This window comes from Arsukibacterium sp. (genome assembly GCF_018402695.1).
In the GTDB taxonomy this organism is placed as follows: Bacteria; Pseudomonadota; Gammaproteobacteria; order Enterobacterales; family Alteromonadaceae; genus Alishewanella.
Window position 1 is genome coordinate 192,916 of record NZ_JAGYIM010000024.1, and the last position, 26,890, is coordinate 219,805.

The window sequence follows — 26,890 nt, forward strand, 5'->3', positions numbered from 1 at the left end:
CGTAGTTATCCGGTGTTGCTGTCATGTCCGATTTTCCCACTTATAAACTTACTGAATTCAGCCACGGTGCCGGTTGTGGCTGTAAAATTTCACCGCAAATACTGGATACCATCCTTAAAACTAATACTAATTTTACCGACGGTAAACTGCTGGTAGGCAATAGCAACAAAGACGACGCCGCGGCTTATGATCTGGGTGACGGCACTGCTCTGTTAAGTACTACCGACTTTTTTATGCCCATCGTCGATGATGCGTTTGACTTTGGCCGCATTGCCGCAACCAATGCGATTAGTGATATTTATGCTATGGGTGGCCAGCCGCTAATGGCTATTGCTATTTTAGGCTGGCCGGTCAGTAAACTGCCGCCGGAATTAGCGCAACAGGTACTGGAAGGCGCCCGCCATACCTGCAAACAAGCCGGTATTATGTTAGCGGGCGGCCATAGTATTGATGCCCCAGAGCCGATATTTGGTTTGGCGGTTAGTGGCCGGGTGGCGATAAGCCAGTTAAAACGCAATGACACTGCCAAAGCGGGTGACCGGTTGTATCTTACTAAACCGCTGGGGGTGGGCATTTTAACCACGGCCCAAAAGCAGAAGAAACTTAATACAGAACATGTCACGCTGGCACGGGATAGCATGGTGCAGTTAAACCGGATCGGCGCAGAGATAGCCGGGCTGCCCGGCGTGCATGCTATGACTGACGTTACAGGTTTTGGTTTGCTGGGACATCTAATGGAAATGTGTGAAGGCAGTGACGTAGATGCGATACTCGATGGTGCGGCGATACCAACGTTACCTTATGTGGCTGATTATATCGCTCAGGGCTGCATTCCTGGCGGTACGGGCCGCAATTTTGCCAGCTACGGCGCTAAAGTTTCACCACTGACACTACAGCAGCAGGCATTGCTGTGCGATCCGCAAACCAGCGGCGGGTTGTTACTGGCCGTTAGTCCTGATGCGGCAACGGCTTTAAATGATATCGCCTTAGCGTACGATTTAGTGTTGCAGCCAATCGGTAAGCTGACTACGCGGGGCAAAGGCCACCGCATTAATGTGGCTTAATGGCAATATTAATGGCTTTCGACTTACCGCTGGCAGATAATTATCTGCAAATACTGCGGCAGCAGCTGCCACTGCTTGACTTGCGGGCACCGGCAGAATTTAGCCGCGGTGCCTTTACCGGCAGTGTAAACCTGCCATTAATGACGGATGATGAGCGTGCGGCCGTTGGCACCTGTTACAAGCAGCAGGGACAGCAGGCGGCCATTACGCTTGGCCATCAACTGGTGCAAGGTGAAGTAAAGGCAAGCAGGGTAGAGGCCTGGCGCAGTTTTGCACTAAGGCAACCAGATGGTCTGCTGTACTGCGCTCGTGGCGGCCTGCGCTCGCAAATTGCCCAGCAATGGCTGGCTGATGCCGGGGTGATATACCCCAGAGTGAAAGGCGGCTTTAAAGCGTTGCGCCAGGCCGCCATTAGTGTCATTACTGAGGCCGCCAGCCAACCCGTGCTATTGCTGGCCGGGCCAACCGGCAGCGGTAAAACCCGCTTGTTACGCCAGTTACAGGCGGTAGATTTAGAGGCGCTGGCCAATCATCGCGGGTCGGCCTTTGGCCGTAAGTTAGCCGCACAACCCTCACAGATCCGCTTTGAAAACGACCTGGCCAGTTCGCTATTGCACGTGCAGGCTGATCATCCCCCCTATTTACTGCTGGAAGATGAAAGCCTGCTAATTGGCCAGCGTAATATTCCGCATAGCTTGTTTCAGACCATGCAGCGCAGTCCGTTATTGCTGCTTGATGAGCCACTTCAGGACCGGATTGAAGTAATACTTCAGGATTACATTATCGATTTACTGGACGAAGCCATTAGCTTAAATGCTGAGCAGGGCTTCGCTCAGTTCAGCAGCATGTTGCAACAGGCAATGGCCCGTATTCGAAAGCGTTTAGGTGGGGCACTCTACAGCGAGCTAAACACGCTGCTCTGCCAGGCATTAACCAGCCAACAGCGCAGCGGTGAAATCAGTTTACATCGCCAGTGGATAATGCGGTTATTAACCGACTATTATGACCCGATGTACCAGTACCAACTGAACAAGCGCGACTTGCCGGTACTGATGCAGGGAAATGCCAGCGAGCTTAGCCAGTGGTGGCAGCAACAACTTACCGCCAGTTAACTGCGGGCAAATCGGCCCAGTTGCTGCTGAGTGCGGGCGGTGCCGCTTAATAAATCTTTTGCTGCCTGGTCAATAGACGCCATTTGCTGATGGGCATCACTGGTTACTTTTTCAATAGCACTCAAATGCTGGTGAGTCTGCTGGTAGCGCTGCTCCAGTTGCAGCACGGTCTGGCTGATATTATGAATACCACTTTTCGCTTGTTGCAGTTCCTGCTGTAATTTACCAAACTCACCGCTGGTATCGGCAATTTGCTGCTGGGCTTGCTGCGCCTGCTGGTTCAGGCTTTGTGCTTCGGTGCGGGTTTCGCCTACCAGTTGCTCCATTTCATTTAAAAAGCCGGAAATTTGTTTAGTGGCATCGTTTACTTTGGCGGCCAGGGTGCGCACTTCATCGGCGACCACGGCAAAACCGCGGCCGGCATCACCGGCACGGGCGGCTTCAATGGCGGCATTTAATGCCAGCAGGTTGGTCTGATCAGAAAAGGTTTCTACCATCACCAGAATTTGTCGCACGTTTTCGGAATTTTTGTGCAGGCCATTGATGGTGCTACCAAAGGTATCGAGCAACTTAACGATACCTGATAACTGACCACTGAGTTGCTGCATCTGGCCACTGGCCACTTTGGCTTTATCGACCGCATGGCCAGATACCTGGTTAACTTCATCACCATGCTGAACAATTTCAGCCAGGTTATCCAGCACCTGATCGCTGTCGCGGCGAATTTGGCCGCTGCGTTTTTCGGTATCCTGTAAATGCTGCCGGGTGCTTTTTACTGCCGTTGAAACCTGCTCGTTAACCTGATGGGTTTCCCGCGCCTGCTGGTGAATATCGCCTAGTAATATCCCAAGCTGGCCGACAAACTGGTTGTACTCCTCCGATAAGGTGCGAAACTCATCAAAAGTAAACGCCGGCAGGCGCAGGTTTAAATCAGTGCCTTTGCGGTTAGTATCGTGCAGCGCCCCAACCAGGGTTTTAACTGGCCGCACAAATAAATAATGCATATAGCCAATGGTAAAAATAAAGGCACTCAGGCCCAGCAGCAGTAAAGCCCACCAGCGGCCGTTTGCACCGCCCTCAGGGTAAGCCATATATATTGCCAGCAGAAAAAAAACAGCTAAAAAACTGATATTTCCGATGATTTTCCGGCTTAGTGTGCCAAAAAAGGTACGTTCAACAAACAGATAAAGGGAGGTAAAGCCGCTCATAAAATTATAAACCCTGCCAGCTTAAACAAAGTAAAATCAGCTTATCATAGCCTTTCGCTGCTCGCGAGCCTGCTGCAGGCCATAGGGTTGATCTGAAACAACAGCGGTTGGAATTAGCCTTAACCGCCGTTAAGGCATGGTATTTGTTGCAAAAAGCGCTATAGTTCTGCTGTGTCTAATCTAATAAGAACAATACGTTATGCAAAAGCATCTGACAGAAATACGCTGGGGCATTATTTTTACGCTGGTAATGTTGCTATGGCTGTGGCTGGAGCACATAGTCGGGCTGCATGGGGCTTATATTGAGCATCATGCCACCTATACTAACTTGTTTGCCATTCCGGCTATTTTGATTTTTGTACTGGCGCTGCGTCAGAAAAAACGGCGGGATTATAACGGGGTGATGAGCTGGAAACAGGGCATAGTTGCGGGTTTGCTGATAACCCTGGTAGTCGTATTGCTAAGCCCGCTATGCCAGTGGTTATTTCACACTGTAATAAGCCCTGATTATTTTACCAATGTGCAGGCGTATGCCGTTGCACAGCAGATGATGTCAGCAGAAGAGGCGGCAGCGTACTTTAATTTACCCAGCTATATAATCCAGAGCCTGATAGGCGCTGCGGTAATGGGCAGCATCACGTCAGTAATAGTAGCGTTTTTTCTGCGCAGCAAAACGACCTGATATTCCGCTGCCCAGCGGGAGATTGGGCAGCTTAATATCGGGTTGGCGCTTTCACACAGGGCACAAGCAACAAACGTTGTTAGAAAATGACTTAGTGCCCTAATACCACACTATGTTTAACTGCCGAATTAAAAATGCTCGGGATTACTCGGTTGGCCTAACCTTTTTATAAGGAATCGCTTTTATTCGATATGCATTCTGGCTTATACCTGGATTATCGATTTCAATAACAGCCTCCTTACCTACAGCAACCTGAAGAGTGGGAGAGGCCACTGTGACGGATTCGTTATTTATATTTTCTACTAGTTCCAGCTCCAGCAAAATTGCGTCACCAAGATCTGTCGCTTTATAATTGAATGAAAAGCCATCATTAAATTTGAAAGATACTTTTTCTGCAAATTCTGACCAAATCTCTAGTTTAGCTGAATGCCTATCTTCGGTACGGTATTCTCCTGAGGTTTCTCTGTTGTATAAAATATCTATGTCAAACGCTAATAACGAACCTATTTCTTCCGGGTTTGCATGCGCTGGTTTGTTATCTCTGTCTGGAATTGCTGTAGCAAGCGTGTTCCATGAAATAGCGGTGGTCATCGCAAAGATTGATAGTGCAAAAAGCAGTTTGTTGCTGAAGTTCATTTTTCGGTTTTCCTTTAAGAGCTTAATTCTGGAGGTAGTTGATGTGTCAACAGATACAATATTTGAAGCTAACTGACTGGTTTTATGCAAACCAATAAATAAGGTTAAAGATGAAAGATCGTTGATATATTTATCTTTGCCATATTTTTTACTGGCTTCCTCATCACAGAGTGCTTCGATATAAAAGCGATTTAAATCTACCATTTTGCCAACCAGTGGGTTCCACCAGAAAAGGCATGAGCAAAACTCTAAAATTAAAAGCCGTAGGTTGTCGTTCCGTTTCCAGTGCTGCTTTTCGTGCGCAATAATAAGATCAATAAAGCTCTTTTCTTGTATTTTATCTGAGATAACGATGATTGGATTCAGCACTCCCAGTAAATACCCCCCCAAGTGATATTGTGTTGAAAAAACAGGGATCTTGTGCTGGTTAGTAAGGCTATGCAAAGGCATTAGCGCATTGCTTAATAGCAGCTTCCTTTTCCAGTTATGTAATCTAAGCAGTCGATACACAAAAATGAGGAACCCAAGCGAAATCAGGGTTTTAAATGTCATTTTAATTATGAAATCTATATTTACTTGCTTAGAAGAAATGTCGGCGGCAGTACCGGCCAAAGCACTATTTGTAAATGAAACGATAATTGGTTCGGCTAATACTGAGCCAGGGATAATGCCCGAAATAAGGCTATAAGGAATAAACCATACCAGAATAGCGAATAATGACATGAGGTAATTCGCTTTTGCCGATAGCTTTACAAATTTCATTAATGAAATTGCACTGATAAACATTAAAATATTGACTAAAAAGTAGCTCCACATCTACCTGAGTTCCTTCTTTTTTTCTCTTAATACCGACTCCAGGTACTCTATGTCTTTAATGCTTAGTTCTTCTTGCTCAATAATATGCGCAACCAAAGGCCTGCTTTTTCCCAGGAAAACTCTATTAATAAATTCCTTTATAAGTGGAGCACGTACATTTTGCTTTTCCATCACGGGAAGATAAAAAATAATTCTGCCGTCAGAACGACTGCGAGTAACAGCTTCTTTTTTTTCCAATCTATCGATAATTGTCTTTACTGTTGAGTATTTTACCGCTCTTTTATTTTCAATAATTTTATGAATTTCAGGAGCGCTTGCTTCCTTCAATTCCCAGAATATTTGCATTACTTCCAGTTCGAAATCAGACAGAGACATATTAACCATACAGTAAGTCTACACGTGTAGAGATGCTAGTCTACAATTGTAGAGAATGCAATAGTCAAAATCAGATAGCGCTGTCAGAACCGGAACTGATCAGAGAGAGTGGCGTGGCTGTCTGGTAATCGCCGCAATATTGAGCTTTTTTCTTGCCTTTTGCTAAATATCTATTAAAGTGATATCAAAATAATATCATATTAATGGGGTGGGTTATGTTGCAGGAACGAATGATTAACAGCAAAGGTGGCTTTGGCATGATTGGCGTGCTGCTGATATTGCAGGTGTTAATGGTGGCTGCGGCTATTGTCATGCCAGGTGTGATTAAAGCCGTATTTTTACTAGCTGCAGTTGTAGTGCTGGTGTGCTGGTTTGGCTTTTATATGGTGCACCCGAATCAGTCGGCGGTACTGCAGTTGTTTGGCCGCTATGTTGGCACCGATTTAAATAACGGTTTGCGCTGGTCTAACCCGCTATATAGCAAGCAGAAAGTGTCGCTTAGGGTGCGTAACTTTGAAAGCAGCAAAATGAAGGTAAATGACAGCGCCGGTAACCCGGTGGAAATTGCTGCAGTGGTAGTCTGGAAAGTGGTTGATAGCGCCGAAGCGGTATTTGAAGTGGATAATTATGAGAATTTCGTTAGCATTCAAAGCGAGTCGGCGATCCGTCATTTAGCATCCAGCTATGCCTATGATGCCGGAAATGATGATGATATCAGCCTGCGTAGCAGTACCGATGACATTACTGAGCTGCTAAAAAGTGAAATTCAGGCACGGCTGAATAAAGCCGGGGTGCAGGTACTGGAGTCGCGCATCAGCCACCTGGCTTATGCCCAGGAAATTGCCAGCGCCATGCTGCAGCGTCAACAGGCAGCGGCTATTGTTGCGGCGCGGCGGCAAATTGTCGAAGGTGCGGTTGGTATGGTGGAATCGGCGTTGGAGCAGTTATCAGCGCGCAATGTGGTAGAGCTGGACGATGAGCGCAAAGCCGCCATGGTCGGTAATTTACTGGTGGTATTGTGTGGCGATCATCATGTGCAACCGGTGTTAAATACCGGTAGCCTGTATTAGTCGGGGCGCTTGTGGCGAAAAAAGCCTTTGCCTTACGGCTGGACGACAAAATGCTCAGCGCCTTGCAGCGCTGGGCAGAGGATGAGTTTCGCAGCGTTAACGGCCAGATAGAGTATTTGCTGCATGACGCGCTACGTAAAGCCGGGCGCTTGCCCGCAAAACAGTCTGACGATACTAATGCTGCTAACCCGGCTGACGAACAGGCAGAGTGACAGACCACTTCTGCGTTACGAGTCTGCTTATTCTGTCGTTTTCAGCGTCGTTTTCAACGCTTTCTCCCCGCCCGGCAACGAGTAGCGCATAATACGCCAGAATACGCTGCTGTACTGACTGATAAAGCTGCCAGTGTTGTAGCTAATGCCATACTTTTCAGCAATAGCCTGTACCTGCTGTGCCATCGCCGGGTAATGCCTGGCTGGAATATCCGGAAATAAGTGATGCTCAATCTGGCAGCTTAAATGGCCGGTTAAAATATGCAACCAGGTCGGGCCGGTAAAGTTTGATGAGCCCAACATCTGGCGGTAATACCACTGGCCCCGGCTTTCGTTTTCGCATTCTGCAGCACTAAACGTATGCACGTCTTTGGTAAAGTGGCCGCAGAAAATTACGGTTGAGGTCCATAAATTACGGATAAGATTCGCCAGTAAATTCCCCGTTAACACCCATAGCCACATTGGCCCGGCAATTAACGGAAAAAACAGATAATCTTTTAGCAACTGGCGGGCGCCTTTGCTGAAGAATGCATGTTTAAGTTCGCGGTCAGTTACCTGCGAGTGGCGATCTGCTTTCTTCTTACCGGCAAACACCCGTTGTGCTGCCAGTTCGTGGTACGACACGCCCCACTGAAATAACATACTAAGCACAAGGTAAGTACCACCTTGCCACAGGTTACGCAGCCGCCAGCGAAAGTCATTACTTAAGCGCAACAGGCCATAGCCAAAATCGCGGTCCAAACCTATGATATTGGTATAGGTATGATGTTCAAAATTATGGGTGCGCTGCCAGGAGCCGGCATCACAGGCAATATCCCATTCAAACCGTCTGGAGTGCAGTATAGGATCGTTCATCCAGTCATACTGGCCGTGTAATACATTGTGGCCAATTTCCATATTGTCGAGAATTTTGGCCAGCGCCAACAGTAACACGCCGAGCAGCCAAAACCAGGGCGTAATAAAGCCCAGCACCATTAACACCCGGCCACTGATGGCACTGATCCGCTGCACTAACAATACCCGGCGGATATAGCGCGCATCAGCCTCGCCCAACTGCTGTTGCACTTGTTTTTTTACATTGTCGAGTTCTTGCTCGAGGGCATTAAATTGTTCTGTGGAAAGTCTCATGGAAGTCCTGTTACAGCTTAATCACAAGTTCGGTTACTGGCTGGCTGACACACAGCTGAATTTGTTCGGCGCCATGACCACTTAAGTCGCCACTTCGGATATCACGCACCTGGCCTGATACTTTGTCGCAGACGCACTGAAAACAAACACCGACCCGACAGCCAAAGCGCGGGGTAAGGCCATATTGTTCAGCGTTTTGCAGCAGGCTTTGCTGTCGGTTCAGCGATACCGCGATGCGGGTACCGGCCCGGATAAAATGGCCGGATAACGTTGAGGCATCTGCCTCTGGATCAGCTGGCCCTGACATAGCTACGCCAAATTGTTCTTGCCGAATAGCTGTCGAGTTAATGCCGGCATTGACCAGTGCATTGCGTTGCTGTTGCATAAAAGCGGCAGGCCCGCACAGATAAAACTGCTGGTGGCTGATATCGGCTATAAGTTGCTGTTGCCAGGCAGCTGCCGGTTCAACGCGACTATCCGATAACTGCAACTGAAACAGCGGCTGTCTGGTAGCAAGCTGTTGCAGTGCTGTTAGCAACGCGGCGTTTTCTGCACCACGGCAACGATAATGCAACGTGACTGGCGCCAGCCAGTGGCGCTGGCTAAGTAGCATGGCCGCTACAGGCGTAATACCGGAGCCTGCTGCAATAAACATGGCGGGCAAATCGGGTTGCTGCCAGTGAAAATCGCCCTGTGCCAGGCTGATATTCAGCATACTGGCGTTGGCTAGTTGCGCTAACAGCGGGGTAACTTCACCCATAGCGTTTACTTTGCAGCATAGCTGAATTTGCTGCTGGCTTTGCCACAGCTTGAGCGAAGAGCAAATACTAAAAGGCCGGCTTAGGTAACGGCCGTTATTTTTAATGGTTAATACAATATGCTGACCTGGTACAAAACCCGTCCAGCGCTCAGATACCTTAACAGTCAGCAGGAGCATATCCGTTGTTTGCCATTGCTGACTAACTAAACGAGCCCGGTATAACCCAGGTAAAAAGCCGGGCCATAGCCGCTGAATTAATGGCAAAAAGTACAAGGTTAAAGACGGCTGATTTGCCAGCATTAAACAAAACGTGCGCCAAAGGCGGCTTAATAAGGGCTTCACCTGATTCTCTGCTATCCGTTAATATACTACCTGAAATTTCAGCGCACATTTGTACACTAAAATATCTGGTTTGGCCAGTTTGTTTTACAGTATTTCGTTTTGGCTGTTTCAAGCATATGAATTAATTAAAAATAAAAATTTATTTTATAAAAGGAAAAATAAAATTCAGTGAACACTTGTCCATTTTTACATTTAGAAGAATGGTTTTTGCGGCTGTTTTTGCCGGTTAAGCCTTGCTGCTAACATCCGCCCGGGTCCATTGGTTAATTAACATCGGTTAAAGACAGTAGTTAACCACCCGCGCGGTTGAATAAACGCAAGTTGTTGACTAGGCTCTTGTATATTCGATACATCTAAAGTCTAACTCATTTTGAAAACCTTTCTTACAGAGTTAAAACGCCGCGCAGTGGTTAAATCAGTCCTGATTTATCTGGGGCTAAGCTGGTTACTGCTGCAAATTATTTCTGTGTTAACCAGTACCCTGGCGCTGAACCCTTTGTTGGGTTCAGCGCTGCTTGTGTTACTACTGTGCTGCCTGCCGCTGGTTATTTATCTGGCCTGGTATTGTGATATCAGCTTTAGCGGCATTACCCGCACTGCCAGTGCTAATGAGCAGGATAAACCCGCAACCGCGCCGGGTGCCCGCCAGTGGGCCGGTTTAGTATTAGTGATGCTGCTAAGTGGCTATGTTGGCATTGAGTATTATGGCGTGCTCGAGCAGCAACAGCTGGCAAAGCAACAGGAGATTGCGGAAGCAGCGTTAGACAGCAACGCAGTGAGTACCATTGCAGTGCTGCCGTTTAGTGATAACAGCGAGGGGCAGGACCAGGGCTATTTAGCGCTGGGCTTAGCGGAAGAGATGACCAGTTTGCTCGGCAGCGCCGCCAATTTTAAAGTATCGGCCTCGCGATCCAGCCAGTTTTTAACTGAGCAGGGCTTAACCGCACAACAAGTTGGCCAGCGCTTGCAGGTTGATACCGTGCTGACTGGCAGTGTTAACGCCACCGACAATCGGCTGAATGTGCGGGTGCAATTGCTGGATGTGAAAAGCGGCAGCACCCTGTGGAGCAATAGCTATGCCCGTGAATTAGCTGACGTGGCGAAGTTAGAGCAGGATATTGGCCGCTCAGTGGTTAACCAGTTACAGGATAGCTACGCCGCCGCCGGTAGCTTTGAAAACTTAGCCGGTACCCGCAGCGCCGATGCCTATGTACTGTACCTAAAAGGCCGCGAGCAGTACCGTAAACAAACCACTGAAGCGATGCAACAGGCCCGCCAGTTATTTGAGCAGGCGGTGGCACTGGACCCTGAATATGCCAATGGCTATGTCGGACTGGCTGATACTTTAATGTTATTGGCAGAAAATGACACAGGCTTTGGTATAATAAAAACTGATATTGCAGCTAACTTAGCACAGCAAAATATTGATAAAGCACTGGCGCGACAGCCAGAAATGGCCAAGGTGTATGCAGTTCAAGGTTATATTTATTTTATTAAAGACGAATATGCCAATGCACTCACAAACTTTGATCAAGCGACTAAATTAAATCCCAGCTTAGCCATTGCCTATATGTGGAAATTTCTGGCACTAAACTCATTGCAGCGTTTTGATGAGTCACTGTCAGCTCTGCAGCAAGCGCAGGAGCTAGACCCGTTATTCCTGACTAATAGTTATAATTTAGGCGTTACCCTAACCAAATTTGGCCGTTTTAAAGAAGCTGAAGCGATTTTTCAGCAAATACAAATTGACCATCCCGAGTCGACTTTTTCTTATCAGGGGTTGGCAGATCTTTATTTTAGTCAGGGTGATTTAGTAGGGGCAATTCGTGAGGCAAAATTAGCCAACCAACTCTCGCCTGATGATCATTTGCTAGCTACAAAATTGATTAGCCCACTATTGCATCTTGGGCTAACTAACACGGTAAAACAGGTGGCAACAGATCCTAAATGGACGAGTGTAGTCGATCAGTTTCAGTCGATGCTTCTGATTCAGGATGAAAATTTTGACGTGTTATTTAAACAGATAGATTTTAGTGTGGCCGCTAACCCTGACGATTATTGGGTTCAATTTGAAGCCGGTTGGTATCACTCTATGTTTGGTGATAAACAAAAAGCATTGCGGATGTTAACGGAGAACTCCAGCCTTATTGACCAGCTTGATATGTTTGGCATGCCATATTGTTCACCTGCAATTGAAATTGCCTGGGCCCAACAAGAATTGGGTAATAAAGAGGTGGCGCTTGACCTGATCAACCATTGCCGAAGTTTGCTGAACCAGCAGCTGAATTCTTCCATCGCTTATTTCGAACTTCACTATTTGGCTGCACGGATTTATGCGCTGGAGGGCAACCCCGAGCGAGCTATTCAAGCATTCGCAAAAGCGGTAGATATTGGCTGGCGCGAATGGTGGACCAGAAATGATCCACTATTGGCAAGCCTGACAGATGATCCGGAGTTTCAACAGTTAATTCAGTTTATCCATGATGACTTAGCCCGCCAAAAAGTTGAGGCCTTAGCCTTGTTTGCCGATGACTCGTTATCAAACAACAATCGCACTAAATAGAAAGAGGCTGTCGCCTCTTTCTATTTCCGGCAGTGTCTTCCGCAAGGATTATTATTGTGCTGCCGGTTGCCGCCGTCTTACTATCAGTGCAACCAAGCCTAATAACAATAGTGCAATAGAGGCCGGGGCATTTACCTGGGTGACCGGTCCGTTACTGGCGGGCAAAATACGGAGCATTTCACCATCAGAAAAGAACGATAGGGGTGGGTCACTAACTTCCAAGGAATCTCTGTAGACATTGGTATAGCCACATACATCGATAAAGGGATCAATGCCAAGATCCGGGTTGTCCGGGTCAAAGTCAGGATTCGGCTTTTCAATGCATTTTTCTTCAAATACGATTTCGTTACCCGGCTCGCTACTGGTCCAGAAAAACCGGCCCTGGCTGGACGATAAGCCGACAGAAACATAAGCCATATAGTCTCCCGGGGCAAAATCCATGGTGGGTGGCGTATTTAAGGTGACCCAGCCATTATTAATGGTGCCATCCGGAGTCACCAGATCACCTGCGGTATTAATATCGCCTGGCAGGGAAACACCATCAATTAGCCAGTTAACGTTGTAGCTGACATCTGGCGTATCAAAATACAGGCTGAAAAAGCCAAACATATCCAGCGCATCACCCTGGTTAAATTCCCAGACACAGGGCTCGCCGTATATTGCGAATTCTAACGCGGCTACCTCAGCGTCAAACTGGGCGTCGGTAATCCGGCCATAACTTAATTCAGTTCGCCAATAATCAATGTCTAGTTCTAAGTTATCTAAGTCATCCTGGGTATAACCAAAAGTACAATCGTTAGGCACTGAACTTACACCTGGGCCACCACCACCTATTGCTCGTACAATGCTGTTCGCAGCGAAGGGGCTGTCAAATTCAAAGGCGGATTCAATTATGCCTACCTCATTTAAATATTGATTGTCTACAAAATAAAAAGCCTGGGAGTAGTTGCCGCTCAAAGTGCCTCTGCCTGACGACCTGACAAGGGTTGCCTCGGCAAACTGGGCAAAGAAAAACAAGGCTAAAAAGGGCAGGGTAAGTAGTTTTAGTGTTCTGGACATAGCTATTCCTTAATAAACCTGTAAAACATGAGTGTTTTAGATGCCGACGGCTTAAAGGCAGCTACAGATAGGGGGCTTACATACTAACGATAATTTGGAGTTGGCTAAAAAATAAGCAATTTTTAAACCAGAAAAATAATAGGGTTGCTATACAAGTAGTTACTACTTTAGTGTTGTTTGTGGAAAGTGGGTTTGCAAAGAATACTGACAGGTATTTGATGCAGATTGACGCCAGGTGTTGGCGTAGCCTCCAGAATAAGTGTGGTAATACAGTGATAAAAAAACCGCTGCCTGGCAGCGGTTTTTTGGTTTTAGGGCTGAAAATTACAAACCGAGCTTTGTCGGCATGGCCGGTGCCTTACTGTGATCTTTCGGCGGGTTGGCTTTTAGCTCGCTTAGCGTGTGCTCTATGGCACGTTCTAACTGAACATCGACGCCTTTGTTAACGGCGATAGGATCTAGTTCCACTTCAATATCCGGTGCGACGCCTTCGTTCTCAACCCGCCATTCGCCATCGGGGGTATAGAAGCGGAAGAACGGTACCACATGGAAGCCACCATCGATCATCGGTGGGTTAGTGGAAATACCAATTAGCCCACCCCAGGTGCGGGTGCCGATGGTTTTACCCAAACCAAGGCGCTTAAATGACCATGGCAGGAAGTCGCCACCTGAGCCGGCATCCTGATCAATCAGCATGGTTTTCGGGCCGTAAATACCGGCGCCCGGCGTGGTGAAAATCAGGCCATCGCGGTCTTTCCAGCCGGATAAAAACGGCCGGGCCAGAATTTCGGTGATGTAATTGGCAGCCTGGCCGCCACCGTTTTTCCGCTCATCCAGAATAACCGCCGGTTTATCGGTTTGAGCAAAGAACATCCGGTTAAAGAAGTAAAAACCACCGTCTGCAGTATTAGGCAAATACACATAGGCAACCTTGCCATCGGTTTTATCTGCGACCAGTTTGCGGTTTTGCTCCACCCAGTGCCATAAGCGCAGCTGGTTTTCATTGGCTACCGGCTCAACGGTAATATTACGGCGATTTTTGCCACGGGCATCGTCGCTAATGCTTAGCACCACCTGTTTGCCCTGGGTGTTATCCAACAGCGCAAATACATTGTCGCTGGCGCTTAGCTCGCGGCCATTAACAGCCAGTAAATAGTCGCCGGCTTTGGCACTGGCGCCTGGTACATTTAACGGGGCCTTTAAGAACGGGCTCCAGCGATCGCCCTGGTATACCGTTTTAAACTGGTACTTGCCATTGTTGATAGTGAAATCGGCGCCGAGCAAACCGACTTTACTACTGCCTTCCTGATGCACATCGCCACCACCTATCCGGTTATGGCCAACCTGCAGTTCGGCAATCATTTGCACCAGTACGTCGTTTAAATCTTCCCGGCGTTGCACATGTGCCAGCATCGGCTGATATTTATCGTAAACAGCCTGCCAGTTGATGCCATGCATATTGGCATCGTAGAAATATTCCTGCTGCATGCGCCAGGCGTCATCAAATATCTGCTGCCATTCTTGAGCCGGGTCAACAAAGCTGCGAACTTCAGCTAACGACACCGCTTTTGCCTCAGGTTTGGCATTGGCATCACCGACTTCCAGCTTATTGGGCATAGTAATTAGCAGGATTTTTTTGCCATCGTCGCTTAAGGTATAACTGGCGATATTCTGCTTAACGCTTTTTGCCTCTTTTTCTTTAAAATCAAACCGGTGTAACGTGGCGCTGTTGCGGCCATCTGAGCCTGGTGGCTCATTGCTGCTGCCCGGCTGAGTGCGTTCCAGATAAAACAGCGCGCCATCATCAGCCACACTTAAACTCGCGTAATTACGCTCAGCCACCGGCAGGGCAACGATGCGGTTTTGCAGGCCGTTTAACTCAAGCTTGACCGCTTTTACTGCGGGCTTTTCTGCATCTTTGCCTTTTTTATCATCTTTCTTACTATCTTCAGCCGCAGCTGATTTTTTGGGCTCATCGCCGCTTTCTGGCAGTAACGGCGATTTACCATCACTGGCCAGCACATAAGCGTATATGGCTTTGCGCACCGGCCGTTCGCGGGTGGATAAATCAAGGCCCACCTGGGACGGACCGGTATTAACCGAGGCGGTAAAGTATAAGTAATCCTGAGTAAACACCGGGTTATCAGCTTCACTCATGCTATCGGTGATCTGGCTGGTTTTGTTACTTTGAAAATCGAATAATTTAATTTGGCTGAAATAGTTCTCGCCCGATACGGTATAAGCCAGATAACGGCTGTCGGGTGAGAATGACACGTTAAAGTTAGTCCGCCGTAACGAGGTGTCAAGCTTCTGGCTGCGCTTGGTTTTCAGGTTAAACGCATACAGGTTTAAATGATTATCATGATAGGCAATCAGGTTACCATCGGGTGAAAAGCTCAGCAGGTTAAAGTAGCCGTTGTCAGACAATTCAAACACTTCAGGTTTGGTTAACCCGTCCTGATTTTCTAATACTAACTGATGCTTATTGCCGGCATCAGAAATATAAGCCACTTTGCTGCCATCGGGGCTCCATAAGCCATCAAATTCCCGCACACCGCTGCTTTGGGTCAGGTTGCGGCTGCTGCCATCTTTTACCGGCACGGTGAAAATATCACCGCGGGCACTTACCACAACCCGTTGGCCGGTAGTTGACAGCCGGGCGCTGGTTAAGGTCTTGCTGGCATCTTTCCACTGTGGCCGTTTCTGGGCCGACTGGGTAGTGATATTAATGGTAATTGGCTGGCTCTGGCCGCTATTAACATCAAACTGATGCAAAAAGCCACCGGCTTCATACACTATGCTGTTGCCATGGCCGGCGGCACTGCGTAAATCCCAGTCGGTGTTATTGGTCAGTTGTTCAACCTGTTTATCGCTGTAGCGGAACAGATTTACCGCCGTGTTATCACGGTCAGATAAGAAATATACCGTATCACCTAGCCAGAACGGGTTAAATTCATTGGCATTCGGGTGGGGGATTTTCTCCAGTTGCTGCTTTTCCAGATCAATAATCCAGACTGGTGGCGTGCTGCCACCGCGGTGCAGGCGCCAGCCACTGGCGCCGCTGTAGGCCATGTTGTTCGGCCGGTAAGCCAGTTTTTTGCCATCATTAGACAGCTCGCCTTCAAAGGCCACCGCTTCCATCAGTTTGCTGGGGTAACCACCATCGACACTTATCTGAAACAGCTGATTGCTGCGGCTATTGGCAATTTCCCGGTTAGAGGCAAATAAAACGCTTTTGCCATCGGCGCTCCAGCCATTGACGGTATCGGCACCGGGATGGAATGTCAGCCGGGTGGCGGGGCCGCCCGTTGCCGGCATAACATAGACATCGGTATTGTTATCGTAGCTGGCAGAAAAGGCCAACCAGTTGCCGTCGGGCGAGAACTTTGGTGCAAACTCACTGGCCGGATGGCTGGTAAGCTGGCGTGGGTTCTGGCCGTTGCGGTCAGTTAACCAGATATCACCGCCATACACAAAAGCCAGATGATTAGCGGAAATATCGGGTTGTTGTAGTAAACGGGTGCCACTAGCCGCGCTGGCAGCACTGATAACAGTGGCATTAAGCGCAAGACTGAGGCCGCATAATAGTGCTGCTTTTCTGAGTTTAAACATAAGTGTCCCTTGGTTTTTATCAGGATTTTTTATTGATATCATTGTTTAAATATGGCTTTTAGTAATAGCACAGCAGGGCAGCAAGGTTTGCAAAAAACTGTAAGCAGAGTTTTCTGTGCGACTAATGCATGGCATAAGCAAAACAAAAGCCGCACAGAATTTGACGCGGGGTTAAATCAGAAGGCGCTGCTGATTAAATAACCGGTATAGCCAACAAATATTGCCAGTAAAAGGGCGCCTTCCAGCCGGTTAATCCGGCCCGCTTTTTTAATGCCAATACCCAGCACTAACAAGGCGACGGTTAAGCCAAACATTAAGGTCCAGTCGCGACTGAGCACCACGGCATCGACCGCCATCGGCTCAATTAGCGCTGCGATACCGACCACTGCCAGGGTGTTAAACAGGTTAGAACCAATAATATTACCCAGGGCGATGTCGTGCTCGCCCTTTTTAATCGCCATTAATGATGAGGCCAGCTCGGGCAACGACGTACCAACAGCGACCACGGTTAAGCCAATCACTAAGTCACTTACCCCAAGACCCTGCGCGATATACACCGCGCCGTATACCAGAAAGCGGGAGGCGATGATTAACAGTATCAACCCCAGTATCAGCCAGAACAGGGCCTGTTTTAAGGTCATGCTATTGCCGCTTAGCTCGGTATCAACATCAGCTGCCAAGGCATCTTGCGGGTTGCGCATACCCTGCCAGACAGACCAGGCCATCACTGCTGCAAATACACCCAGTAAACACCAGGCATCAAACCGGCTTAACTGATGATCAAACAGCTGCCAGCCGGCAAATAAGGTAATCGCCAGCAGTAAGGGTAACTCTTTCTTAAGGACCTGGGAGTGGACGTTAATCGGGCTAAGCAGGGCAACTAAGCCAATAATCAGTGCAATATTGGTAATATTTGAGCCATAAGCATTGCCAAGAGCTAAAGCCGGGTTGCCGTCTGCTGCAGCCATGGCTGAGACCACCATTTCCGGCGCCGAGGTACCAAACCCCACCACCAGCATACCAATTAATAATGGCGGCATGCCGCCAAAACGTGCTGCCGCCGCGGCGCCATCGACAAAGCGATCGGCACTCCAGACCAGTAACGCCAGACCAGAAATTAACGCTAACACTGCCAGTAACATAAGGTTTTCCCGTTTCCAAATAATGCTGATTAGCATATCAGTTGCAACGCCGTTTGCCAGTGACCAAGCTTGCTTCGGACAACTATTTTTTAGCCGCTATACTAAACTTTGTGCAAATTTGCAGCGTACCGATCGTTACCAGCATCATGGCTGCTTCTAATCAGGAAAAATAATAATGACTAAGCGTAACACATCGTCAACTGTTGCCATTCCCGCTAAAGCGTATGAGCTATATGACAAATATGCTCATGGCTTATTAAACCGGCGGGATTTTCTGACCGCTATTGGTGGTTTGGCATTAAGCACTGCAGCGGCTGCCAGTATTCTGGGTGGTTTAATGCCAAATTATGCGCTGGCTGAGCAGGTATCTTTTAATGACCCGGATATTAGCGCCAACTATGAAACGTTTCCCTCGCCAGAGGGCCATGGCGAGGGGCGTGGCTATCTGGTTACCCCAGCCAAAGCTGAAACTAAGCTGCCAATGGTACTGGTTATTCACGAAAACAGAGGGTTAAACCCTTATATTGAAGATGTGGCCCGTCGCCTGGCTAAAGCGGGCTTTATTGCCTTTGCGCCAGATGCACTGTGGCCGCTCGGTGGCTATCCGGGTAATGATGACGATGGCCGGCAAATGCAAGGGAGTATGGACAGACAGAAAATTGTTGCTGATTTAAAAGCTGCTGCCCGCTGGTTAAAACAGCTGGATGCCGGCTCAGGTAAATTGGGTGTAGTCGGCTTTTGTTTTGGTGGGGCGATGACCGGCTTACTGGCCGCCGAGCTACCTGATATTGTCGATGCCGGCGTACCTTTTTATGGCTCACCGCCAGCGGCCGATAAGATAGCTGATATAAAAGCGCCGCTACTGGTGCAGTTGGGGGAGTTGGATAGCCGGGTTAATGCGATGTGGCCGGAGGCTGAGGCGCTACTGCAAAAGCATAATGTGCAATTTACCGTGCACCGTTACCCCGATTCGCATCATGGTTTTCATAACGATTCTACCTCGCGCTACAATAAAGAAACTGCCGAGCTGGCGTGGCAGCGCACAATCGACTTTTTTAAGCAGCATCTGGGCTGACAGTTGTTTGCGGCTTGTTAGAACAGCACGCTTTCGCGTAATCTGTTTGCAGTTCAATCAAACAAGGTTACGGCATGAGGATTGCGCTGTTAGGGCTTGGCGATATTGCCCAGAAAGCCTATTTACCCTTAATAGCTGCTATGCCGGGTATTACACCACTGCTCTGCACCCGGCAAGCGGCAGTATTGCAGCGGCTAATGCAGCAATACCGTATTAAGGAAGGTTACACAGAGCTTACGCAGTTAATCGCTGCCCGACCCGACGCAGTAATGATCCATAGCAGTACCGACAGTCACTTCAGTATTGCGATACAGCTGCTGAATGCTGGTATTGCGGTATTTATTGATAAACCACTGAGTTATCAGTTATCAGAGTGTGAGCAGTTACTAGCCTTAGCAGAGCGGCAAAACCTGCTATTGTTTGTTGGATTCAACCGCCGTTATGTCCCCTTGTACCAGTCGGCTCTGGCTGTCGTACCGAACCAACTGCATTATCAGAAAAACCGTTATAATCTGCCAGCCGATACGCGTACCTTTGTCTATGACGATTTTATTCATCTGCTTGATTTTGCCCACTATGCCAGCGCGTTACATAACAGTGGCAACTTTACGCCTGCGGTGTATGGCCGCGTTAACGACGGGCAACTGAGTTGTGTGCAGGTAAACTGGCAGTCCGGTAATACGCTGGTGTCAGTATCAATGAACCGGTCGGCAGGCGGTAACTTTGAACGGTTGGAGTATTTCGCCGATAACCAGCACTGGCAGGTAGATAACCTGGTGCAGGGGCATCTGATGGCGGATAACCGGCAACAGCAACTTGCGGTAAACGACTGGCAAAGCACCCTGTACAAACGCGGTTTTGTATCTATGCTGGAGGCTTTTATTAAGCAGCTGGCAACAGGTGGCAGCAACACAGCGCACCATAAAACCTTGCTTAGCAGTCATCAACTTTGTGAGTTTGTGGTGCAACAGTTACAGCTCTGACACCAAAACAACAGCTTGCCAAACAGTCAGTTCAGGTATGTAGTGCTACACAGGCGTATTAGCGCAGCTGATGCACAGGGTAGTAAAGGGCACGGCATTCAGACGCTCAACGCCGATGTCCTCACCACACTGGCTGCAGTGCAGGTATTCGCCTTGCTCCATCCGCTGCAGGGCAATATTAATTTGCTTTAACTCTTCTGCTGCATTGTGCTCCAGCGAATTCAGCACTTGCTCGTTCTCCCGCTCAGCGGCCTGCTCAGCCGCATCGGCACTGCGGCCTTGCTGAAAATCGTGATGAATGGCATTTAACTGCCGTTCTAACTGCACTTTATGAACTAATAATTTATGTTTTAGTTGTTGTAGTGGCATAACGCCCCCTTTTATTTTACCCATTGTATAAAGCATAGTCGGCTTTTACCGGGCGGGGGTTGATCTGGCGCAATGTCAGAGACGCTGCTTATCGGGCTTTGGCATTACCGTAAGATTTTGCTAAGCAATTCATCTGCTAAACATCATGTCGGAACCCTGTTTTTAAGCCCGCCGTTTGCATAACCTTACGCATTATTTCACTATGTTGAGTCAAGAATATGATGCAGCGTCTGAGCCGTTTAAATTATCTGGTGTTGTTAGTTAGCCTGGGTATAGCGGGGTGCAACGCCTCGTCAGAGCAGGCTGTCGAAGTGCCAACAGCTGTTATCCTGCCACCGAAGTCGGCAGTAGAGGGCGCAGGTCAGCCTGTTCCGGATAACCGCACAGTGAATGAGTTCAGAGTGGCATTGCTGGGTAACAGCCATGTCCACGTTAACAACCTGGCAGGGCAGTTGCAGCAATTACTGCAGGTTGGCCGGCCGCAGGCGGCAGTGCATACCTATGTCGCTGGGGGGGCCGGCTTTCTGGATGAGCGATTAACTGATTCCGAAACCGAGTCGCTGCTTGTCACTCAAAGCTGGAGCCATGTTATTGTGCAGGGCCAGAAATATTCGACATCCGGGCTGGTGACCCATCCGACAGATGCGGCTAAATACTGGCTGGCATTAATTAAATCCCGGCAGGCGACGCCAATATTATTCCCGGAGCATGCCAGATATGGTAACAACGAAGAGGGCAACCGGGTGTATATGCTGCATCGCAGTATCGCTGAGGAAGAGGCGACTTGTGTAGCGCCGGTGCCGTTAGCCTGGTATGCCAGTCTGCGGCAACAGCCAGAGTTGCGTTTGCATATGGCTGATGGTAATCATGCAAATTTAGAAGGAACGCTACTAAGCGCTATGATATTTTTCGAGGCAATAACCGGCGATCCGGCAGACCAATTACCTTATGTCTCAGCGATACCAGTCAGTCGTGCTAACCAACAGCATTTACGGCAACTGGCTTCGGCAACATTACAACAGTATCCTGCCTGCCCGTTCTGAGCCAGCCCAGAAGGCTGGCGAATAGGCCAGGCTCAGTCTTGCTTCTGTTGTTGTAACTGCCACATTCTGGCGTATTCGCCCTGGCGGGCAATTAACTGCTGATGGTTGCCCTGTTCTGCCAGCATGCCATCTTTTAACACAATAATGTTATCAGCATCAGTAATGGTAGACAGGCGGTGGGCGATAACCAGGCTGGTATGGTTGCGGGCAACCTCACGCATTGCCTGCAAAATAGCTTGCTCAGAGCTGGAGTCCAACGCTGAGGTTGCCTCATCAAATACCAGAATGGGCGATTTCTTTAAAATGGCTCTGGCAATAGCAATCCGTTGTTTTTCACCGCCAGAAACTTTTAAGCCCCGCTCACCGACAACAGTCGCATCACCTTGCGGCAGGCTATCAATAAAGCCGCGTAAGTGCGCCAGGGCGATGGCCTGATCGACATCAGCAGCGCTGGCGTCCGGGTTACCATACTGAATATTGTCGCGGATACTGCTGTTAAACAGCACGGTGTCTTGCGGCACTATGGCAATAGCCTGACGCAGGCTATCCAACCTCACACTGCTGATATCCTGCCCATCAATGCTGATCTGGCCGCCAGTCAGCGCATAGAAGCGGTATAGCAAACGGGCAAGGGTGCTTTTTCCGGCACCACTGGCCCCGACAATGGCCACTTTGCTGCCGGCAGGTACGCTAAAACTGAGCCCTGTTAAAATAGCGCGGTTAGCCTGATAGCCAAACCGGACATTGTCAAACTGCACCGCACCGTTTTGCACCTTAAGGGCTGTCGCATCCGGGCTGTCAGTGATAGCGGGTTTACGGCCAAGTAAGCCAAGCATATTTTCTAAATCGGTCAGCGCCCGGCGAATTTCCCGGTAGACAAAGCCTAAAAAATTCAGCGGTAAAAACAGCTGGATCATGTAAGCGTTAACCATTACCAGCTCGCCCAGGCTAAGGTTACCGGCCCGCACTTCTGCCGCGGCCAGCCACATCAGGCTGGTGATGGCGGCGGCAATGATTAACGCCTGGCCGGAGTTTAGCGCCAGCAGGCTCAAACGGTTTTTCAGGCGCGCCTGCTCCCAGCTGGCCAGAAAACCATCATAAATTTTCGCCTCATAGGCTTCATTATTAAAGTATTTAACGGTTTCGTAATTCAGCAGGCTGTCCACAGCGCGACTGTTGGTGGTGTTGTCGGCCTGATTTGCTTCACGGATAAATTTATTACGCCATTCAGTAACGAATACGGTAAAAAAGATGTATAACCCGACCGCAATAACGGTAATAACCGCATAGAGTGGCGAAAACAGCAGGCTGAAAATAACTGCTACGGCCAGAATCTCGAATAGCGTTGGCACAATATTAAACATTAAAAAGCGCATTAAGAAGCTCAGGCCATTGCTGCCACGCTCAATATCCCGGCTAATACCGCCGGTTTGCCGGTCAAGGTGAAAAGCCAGTTCCAGGCTATGCAAATGTTTAAAGACTTTTAAGCCAATCTGCCGCATCGCATGTTCGGTGACCCGGCCAAACAGCGCATCCCGCAGCTCACCAAAAAAAACTGAAGCAAAGCGCAAGCCGCCATATAACAGTAGCAGAGCGGCGGGTAATACCACTACCGCGCTGATATTAGCGTCGAGCGCATCAATAATTTCTTTTAATGCCCAGGGCATTATCAGGGTGGCAGCTTTGGCGGCAATCAGCGCACCAACTGCCAGCAACACCCGGCCTTTAAACGCCATTAAATAAGGCCAGAGCGTCGCAATGGTCTGGCCCAGTTTCAATGCTTCAGGGCGCTTTTGCGGTTCGGGTTGTTTGGCTGTACTTCGCATACCGCGCATAGGCTGCTCTTATTCGGGGGTATTCATCGCTATTATGCATAAGTACACAGGTAAGCGGTATCCTGGTTTACCTTTACCTGGAATTTAACATTGGCGGCAACCTCAAAATACTGGCCTTTGTTATAAGTTTGCCAGTTGGTGGCACCGGGCAATAACACCGTAAGCGCACCGCTGATCACGCTCATTACTTCATGCTGACTGGTCGCAAATTCATATTCGCCGGGGGACATAACACCCACTGTGGCCGGTAATGTCTCGCCGGCGAAAGCGATAGAGGCGACCTTGCCATCAAAATACTGATTAACGTTAAACATAAAAACTCCTTTAATTTAGGCTCTCCAGTAAACCTGAAAGCACGGCAAATGTAAAATCAGATGTTTAGATGGCTGGCTGTTTAGGTGTTTGGGGCTGTTAATTTTGTAATGTATTTAGACAGCGTAATGTAAGCAAATTAATTGTTTCATCGAAATTAATTTAATGAAACTGCCATAAATTGATCCTATAGTATCCGCTTCGGTTTTTACCGGAAAATGCCGGTTACCGGCACTTTATTGATACCAGGCAAGCTGGAACGGACGGTGGAGCAGTACGTCATTTTATAAACCAACATGGATTGCTAACGATGAGAATAATAATATCCCTGCTCATGCTACTGGTGCTGCTGCCAGCATGGGCCCAACAACCTATTGCGTATTGGTCGCAGAATTTTAATACCTTACCGTCGGGGAGTAACGGTTTCGCACCGGCGTCATTCCCGCAGGCAGCTGATGTCGGCAGCGGTGCACTTAGTCTGCAAAACTTTGATCAAACACTTAACAGCGATGGTGCTTACACTACCATCCAGGCGTTTGCCGGTACTACGGTTAATGCGTTAAGTGGTTTTGCCTCTGGCCAGACATTATCGGTTCAGGGCGGCACTGCTAACAGCAATAACGGCGCCGAAATCATTATTAAGGTCGATACGACCGATTATCAGGACATTATCCTGAGCTGGGCGCAGCGCGGTACCGCTACCGGTTTTAATTCCCGCCAGCTCAGCTGGTCAACTGATGGTGTTAACTATCAGTTTTTTGCCGAGGACAGCGGCGCGCTTGGCAGTTCATTTCAGCTGCGCAGCTTTGACTTTTCTGCGGTTACCGAGCTGAATGATCAGGCACAGGTTTATTTCAAAATAACCGTAGACGGTGCCAGCTCAGCGTCAGGCAATAACCGTTTCGATAACCTGTTAGTTGAAGGTACCGCAGCAGCCGATGTTGGCCGGGTAACGGTTTATAACCGTGATTTTACCACTGATCCGTTCAACGCCGGCTGGACTGAAGTCAGTGTCAGTGGCACCGAGCACTGGGATTGGAATGGCTCTTTTGGCAATATAAGCTTTGCACCCTTTATTGATGGCGCCTGCCGGGCAAATGATAACTGGCTTATTTCACCGGCCTTTAATGTTGATGTGCAGAGCGATGAGCGCTTAGCCTTTGATATTGCGCGCGGTTTTGCCGGCACCAATCCGTTGGAAGTGTATTACTCAACATCGTATAACGGTAGCGGCGAGATCAACCCTGCTGACTGGGTGTTGCTAACGACGATTTCCAGTGACGATTTCACTACCAATAACGTACCAGTGCGGTTTGATGGCTTTGAGCAGCTGGCCAATGCCAGCGGCCAGGCTTACATCGCATTTCGTTATAACTTTGACAGTGGCAATTGCAGTACCTGGCGCCTGGCAAATATAGAGATCACCGCTGAGGGTAATAACAATCTGGCAGAATTTGCCTGTGGCAACCCGGTTAACCGGATCCATACCATTCAGGGAACGGGTTTCCAGAGCCCGGTGCAGGGCGCTTACGTGCAGGTCGAGGCCGTGGTTACTGCCAGCTTCCAGGACACCAGCAACGGTGGCCTGGCTGGTTTCTACCTGCAGGAGCTGAATGCCAATGCAGATATGAACCCGCAAACCTCTGAAGGTATTTTTGTCTACGACAATGGTTTTGGTGTTAGCCTGACCCCCGGTGATTTAGTGCGGGTAGGCGGAACTGTCGCTGAGTACTTTGAAGAAACCCAGTTAACAGATGTGACTGACGTCGCTATCTGTGCCACCTTCCAGCTGGGTGGTGTTACACCACAAAGCCTGAACTTGCCGGTAAGCAACTTTGCTCAGTTTGAAAGTACTGAAGGCATGTGGCTGAATACCGCAGCAGATTTTACCGTAAGTGATGTATTTAATGCGGCCCGCTTTGGCGAGTATACGGTGTCAAATGGCCGCTTGTTTACGCCAACACAGGTGGTAAGCCCTGGCGAGCAGGTTGCTGAACTGATGGCAGCGAACAGCAAAAACCGGATCATTATTGATAACGGCCGTACCGGTACCTATCAGCTTCCGTTTATTGCCGGTGCTGATGGCGTTAATGAACTGTCAGCGGCCAATCCATTGCGTAATGGTTATCTGCTAAATGCCGGCTTTAACGGTATTATGGGCTACTCATTCGGTGCCTATCGTTTGCGCTCGTTGCAGGCAGGTGAATTTACCAGTGCGGCTAACCCGCGGCTGGCGCAACCGGCTACCACACCGGGCAATCTGCGTCTGGCAACCTACAATGTTGAAAACCTGTTTAACACCCTGCAGGTTTCAGGCAATGTCTGTGGCCCGAATGCGTTGTCGTGTCGTGGTGCTACCACGGTGTCGGAGCGGGATCGGCAACTGGCGAAAATCAGCGAGACCTTACTGGGCCTGAACGCCGATGTGGTGGCGTTAATTGAAGTTGAAAACGATGCTGACGATGCCACCCTGGCATTACTGACTTCTACCCTGAACAATCAGGATCCGAACGCTGACTGGGCTTACATTGCTACCGGCTTCTTAGGCACTGATGCGATTAAACCGGCGTTTCTTTATCGTAGCAGTAAAGTCAGCCCAGAAGGCGCATTCGCAGTACTGGACTCCAGTGTTGATCCGGATTTTGACACGTCCCGGCAGCGTCCGGCGTTGGCTCAGACGTTTGTTGACGCCAATATGAGCAAATTTACTGCGGTAGCGGTGCATCTGCGTGCTAAGGGATCATGCCCGGCGTCTTCGGACCCCAACGCTGATCAGGATGATGGCCAGGGTTGCTGGAATTTATGGCGTACCCTGTCGGCCAATGCGCTGGCAAACTGGCTGGCGACCGATCCTACCGCATCGGGAGATGAAGACTACCTGATTTTGGGCGACTTCAATGCCTATGCGATGGAAGATCCGCTGACGATGTTAATGGCGCAGGGTTATCAGAACCTGGCTGTCGCTGCCAATGATGGTGATCCGGCCGTGTACAGTTACACCTTTATGGGTGAAGCTGGCAGCCTGGATCATGCCTTTGCCAGCCCGGCGATGCAGCAGCAGGTGTTAACTGCCGCGGCCTGGCATACTAATGCCGATGAAGTACGTGAGTTTAATTACAGCGAAGCGCCGCTGCGCAGCGGGCTGGATAAACCAGCGAGCTTTTACAATGCCGACCCGTTCCGTTCATCAGACCATGATCCACTGGTGGTTGAGCTGAACTTAACCCCGGCTGTGCCACCAGTGATGATTAACCTTGAACTGATCCGGGTTAATCGCGGCCGTTCAGGCGCAACTCTGGTGCAGTTGCGCTGGAGCAGTGATGCCGAGCAAGCGTTAACGCTGTATCGGGATGATGCGCCGGTTGCAACATTAAGCCGGCCAGGTCGTTACAATGACCGCTTTAAAGACCCGGCGGCGAACAGTGCAACTTACCGCCTGTGTCTGGATAGTACAGCGCAGTGCTCCGAACCGCTGGTTATTAACTTCTGATG

21 protein-coding genes are annotated in these 26,890 nt (G+C 49.0%); 10 read left to right on the forward strand and 11 right to left on the reverse strand.

The features are described 5' to 3' along the window. Window positions 1-23 precede the first annotated feature (23 nt). Window positions 24-1,064, forward strand: a complete 1,041-nt coding sequence (selD, locus tag KG631_RS16775) for a selenide, water dikinase SelD (RefSeq protein WP_214000800.1) — start codon at window positions 24-26, stop codon at window positions 1,062-1,064. Then, window positions 1,064-2,176, forward strand: a complete 1,113-nt coding sequence (gene mnmH, locus KG631_RS16780; protein ID WP_301003944.1) for a tRNA 2-selenouridine(34) synthase MnmH — start codon at window positions 1,064-1,066, stop codon at window positions 2,174-2,176. The genes selD and mnmH overlap by 1 nt, the downstream gene beginning before the upstream one ends. Here the strand turns inward: mnmH and KG631_RS16785 are convergent. Next, window positions 2,173-3,267 (reverse strand): methyl-accepting chemotaxis protein, encoded by a 1,095-nt coding sequence (locus KG631_RS16785; protein WP_301003945.1) that lies wholly within the window; start codon window positions 3,265-3,267, stop codon window positions 2,173-2,175. The two genes, mnmH and KG631_RS16785, sit on opposite strands and share 4 nt — an antisense overlap. 316 nt (window positions 3,268-3,583) lie before the next feature. Between KG631_RS16785 and KG631_RS16790 the strand changes: the two genes are divergently transcribed. Then, window positions 3,584-4,066, forward strand: coding sequence for a DUF4199 domain-containing protein (locus KG631_RS16790; RefSeq protein WP_214000802.1), 483 nt, complete (start codon window positions 3,584-3,586; stop codon window positions 4,064-4,066). A 144-nt stretch (window positions 4,067-4,210) separates the two neighbouring features. Here KG631_RS16790 and KG631_RS16795 read toward each other — a convergent pair whose 3' ends face one another. Both KG631_RS16795 and KG631_RS16800 read right to left on the reverse strand, forming a co-directional pair. After that, on the reverse strand, window positions 4,211-5,518 hold the full coding sequence (locus tag KG631_RS16795; protein WP_214000803.1) for a M56 family metallopeptidase: 1,308 nt from the start codon (window positions 5,516-5,518) through the stop codon (window positions 4,211-4,213). Then, complete coding sequence (locus tag KG631_RS16800; protein ID WP_301003946.1) at window positions 5,519-5,893, reverse strand: BlaI/MecI/CopY family transcriptional regulator; 375 nt, start codon at window positions 5,891-5,893, stop codon at window positions 5,519-5,521. Between the two features lie 215 nt (window positions 5,894-6,108). On the opposite strand from KG631_RS16800, the gene KG631_RS16805 reads away from it, so the two are divergent. Then, complete coding sequence (locus KG631_RS16805) at window positions 6,109-6,963, forward strand: SPFH domain-containing protein (RefSeq protein ID WP_301003947.1); 855 nt, start codon at window positions 6,109-6,111, stop codon at window positions 6,961-6,963. Window positions 6,964-6,974: 11 nt separating this feature from the next. After that, window positions 6,975-7,175: an Arc family DNA-binding protein gene (locus KG631_RS16810; RefSeq protein ID WP_214000805.1), complete on the forward strand. Its 201-nt coding sequence runs from the start codon at window positions 6,975-6,977 to the stop codon at window positions 7,173-7,175. 27 nt (window positions 7,176-7,202) lie between these two features. Here KG631_RS16810 and KG631_RS16815 read toward each other — a convergent pair whose 3' ends face one another. Then, window positions 7,203-8,303: an acyl-CoA desaturase gene (locus KG631_RS16815; protein ID WP_214000806.1), complete on the reverse strand. Its 1,101-nt coding sequence runs from the start codon at window positions 8,301-8,303 to the stop codon at window positions 7,203-7,205. 10 nt (window positions 8,304-8,313) lie between these two features. Continuing rightward, window positions 8,314-9,405, reverse strand: a complete 1,092-nt coding sequence (locus KG631_RS16820) for an FAD-binding oxidoreductase (RefSeq protein ID WP_214000807.1) — start codon at window positions 9,403-9,405, stop codon at window positions 8,314-8,316. A gap of 370 nt (window positions 9,406-9,775) precedes the next feature. Here KG631_RS16820 and KG631_RS16825 point away from each other — a divergent pair, with 370 nt between their 5' ends. Next, window positions 9,776-11,968: a tetratricopeptide repeat protein gene (locus KG631_RS16825; protein ID WP_214000808.1), complete on the forward strand. Its 2,193-nt coding sequence runs from the start codon at window positions 9,776-9,778 to the stop codon at window positions 11,966-11,968. Between the two features lie 51 nt (window positions 11,969-12,019). Here the strand turns inward: KG631_RS16825 and KG631_RS16830 are convergent, their stop codons facing one another. The 3 genes from KG631_RS16830 to KG631_RS16840 all read right to left on the reverse strand — a co-directional run bounded on the left by KG631_RS16830 (window position 12,020) and on the right by KG631_RS16840 (window position 17,781). Further along, on the reverse strand, window positions 12,020-13,027 hold the full coding sequence (locus KG631_RS16830; protein ID WP_214000809.1) for a PEP-CTERM sorting domain-containing protein: 1,008 nt from the start codon (window positions 13,025-13,027) through the stop codon (window positions 12,020-12,022). A gap of 324 nt (window positions 13,028-13,351) precedes the next feature. Beyond that, window positions 13,352-16,639 (reverse strand): S41 family peptidase, encoded by a 3,288-nt coding sequence (locus KG631_RS16835; protein ID WP_214000810.1) that lies wholly within the window; start codon window positions 16,637-16,639, stop codon window positions 13,352-13,354. Between the two features lie 176 nt (window positions 16,640-16,815). Then, the gene (locus KG631_RS16840; protein ID WP_214000811.1) at window positions 16,816-17,781 is read right to left on the reverse strand and encodes a calcium/sodium antiporter; all 966 of its coding nucleotides are present in this window, start codon (window positions 17,779-17,781) and stop codon (window positions 16,816-16,818) included. 175 nt (window positions 17,782-17,956) lie between these two features. On the opposite strand from KG631_RS16840, the gene KG631_RS16845 reads away from it, so the two are divergent. Both KG631_RS16845 and KG631_RS16850 read left to right on the forward strand, forming a co-directional pair. Then, entirely contained in the window at window positions 17,957-18,856 is a 900-nt protein-coding gene (locus KG631_RS16845; protein WP_214000812.1) for a dienelactone hydrolase family protein, read from the forward strand. 74 nt (window positions 18,857-18,930) lie between these two features. Next, a complete protein-coding gene (locus KG631_RS16850; RefSeq protein WP_214000813.1) occupies window positions 18,931-19,839 on the forward strand; it encodes a Gfo/Idh/MocA family oxidoreductase in 909 nt (302 codons plus the stop codon). A 45-nt stretch (window positions 19,840-19,884) separates the two neighbouring features. Here KG631_RS16850 and KG631_RS16855 read toward each other — a convergent pair whose 3' ends face one another. Next, window positions 19,885-20,208 (reverse strand): TraR/DksA family transcriptional regulator, encoded by a 324-nt coding sequence (locus KG631_RS16855; protein ID WP_301003948.1) that lies wholly within the window; start codon window positions 20,206-20,208, stop codon window positions 19,885-19,887. Window positions 20,209-20,426: 218 nt separating this feature from the next. On the opposite strand from KG631_RS16855, the gene KG631_RS16860 reads away from it, so the two are divergent. After that, complete coding sequence (locus KG631_RS16860) at window positions 20,427-21,251, forward strand: hypothetical protein (protein WP_214000814.1); 825 nt, start codon at window positions 20,427-20,429, stop codon at window positions 21,249-21,251. 32 nt (window positions 21,252-21,283) lie between these two features. On the opposite strand, the gene KG631_RS16865 is transcribed toward KG631_RS16860, so the two are convergent. Both KG631_RS16865 and KG631_RS16870 read right to left on the reverse strand, forming a co-directional pair. Next, window positions 21,284-23,077: an ABC transporter ATP-binding protein/permease gene (locus KG631_RS16865; protein WP_301003950.1), complete on the reverse strand. Its 1,794-nt coding sequence runs from the start codon at window positions 23,075-23,077 to the stop codon at window positions 21,284-21,286. Window positions 23,078-23,118: 41 nt separating this feature from the next. After that, window positions 23,119-23,400 carry a pyrimidine/purine nucleoside phosphorylase gene (locus KG631_RS16870; RefSeq protein ID WP_214000816.1) on the reverse strand — a complete coding sequence of 94 codons (282 nt, stop codon included), beginning with the start codon at window positions 23,398-23,400 and terminating at the stop codon, window positions 23,119-23,121. A 308-nt stretch (window positions 23,401-23,708) separates the two neighbouring features. On the opposite strand from KG631_RS16870, the gene KG631_RS16875 reads away from it, so the two are divergent. Further along, window positions 23,709-26,888: an ExeM/NucH family extracellular endonuclease gene (locus KG631_RS16875; protein WP_214000817.1), complete on the forward strand. Its 3,180-nt coding sequence runs from the start codon at window positions 23,709-23,711 to the stop codon at window positions 26,886-26,888. Window positions 26,889-26,890: the final 2 nt, after the last annotated feature.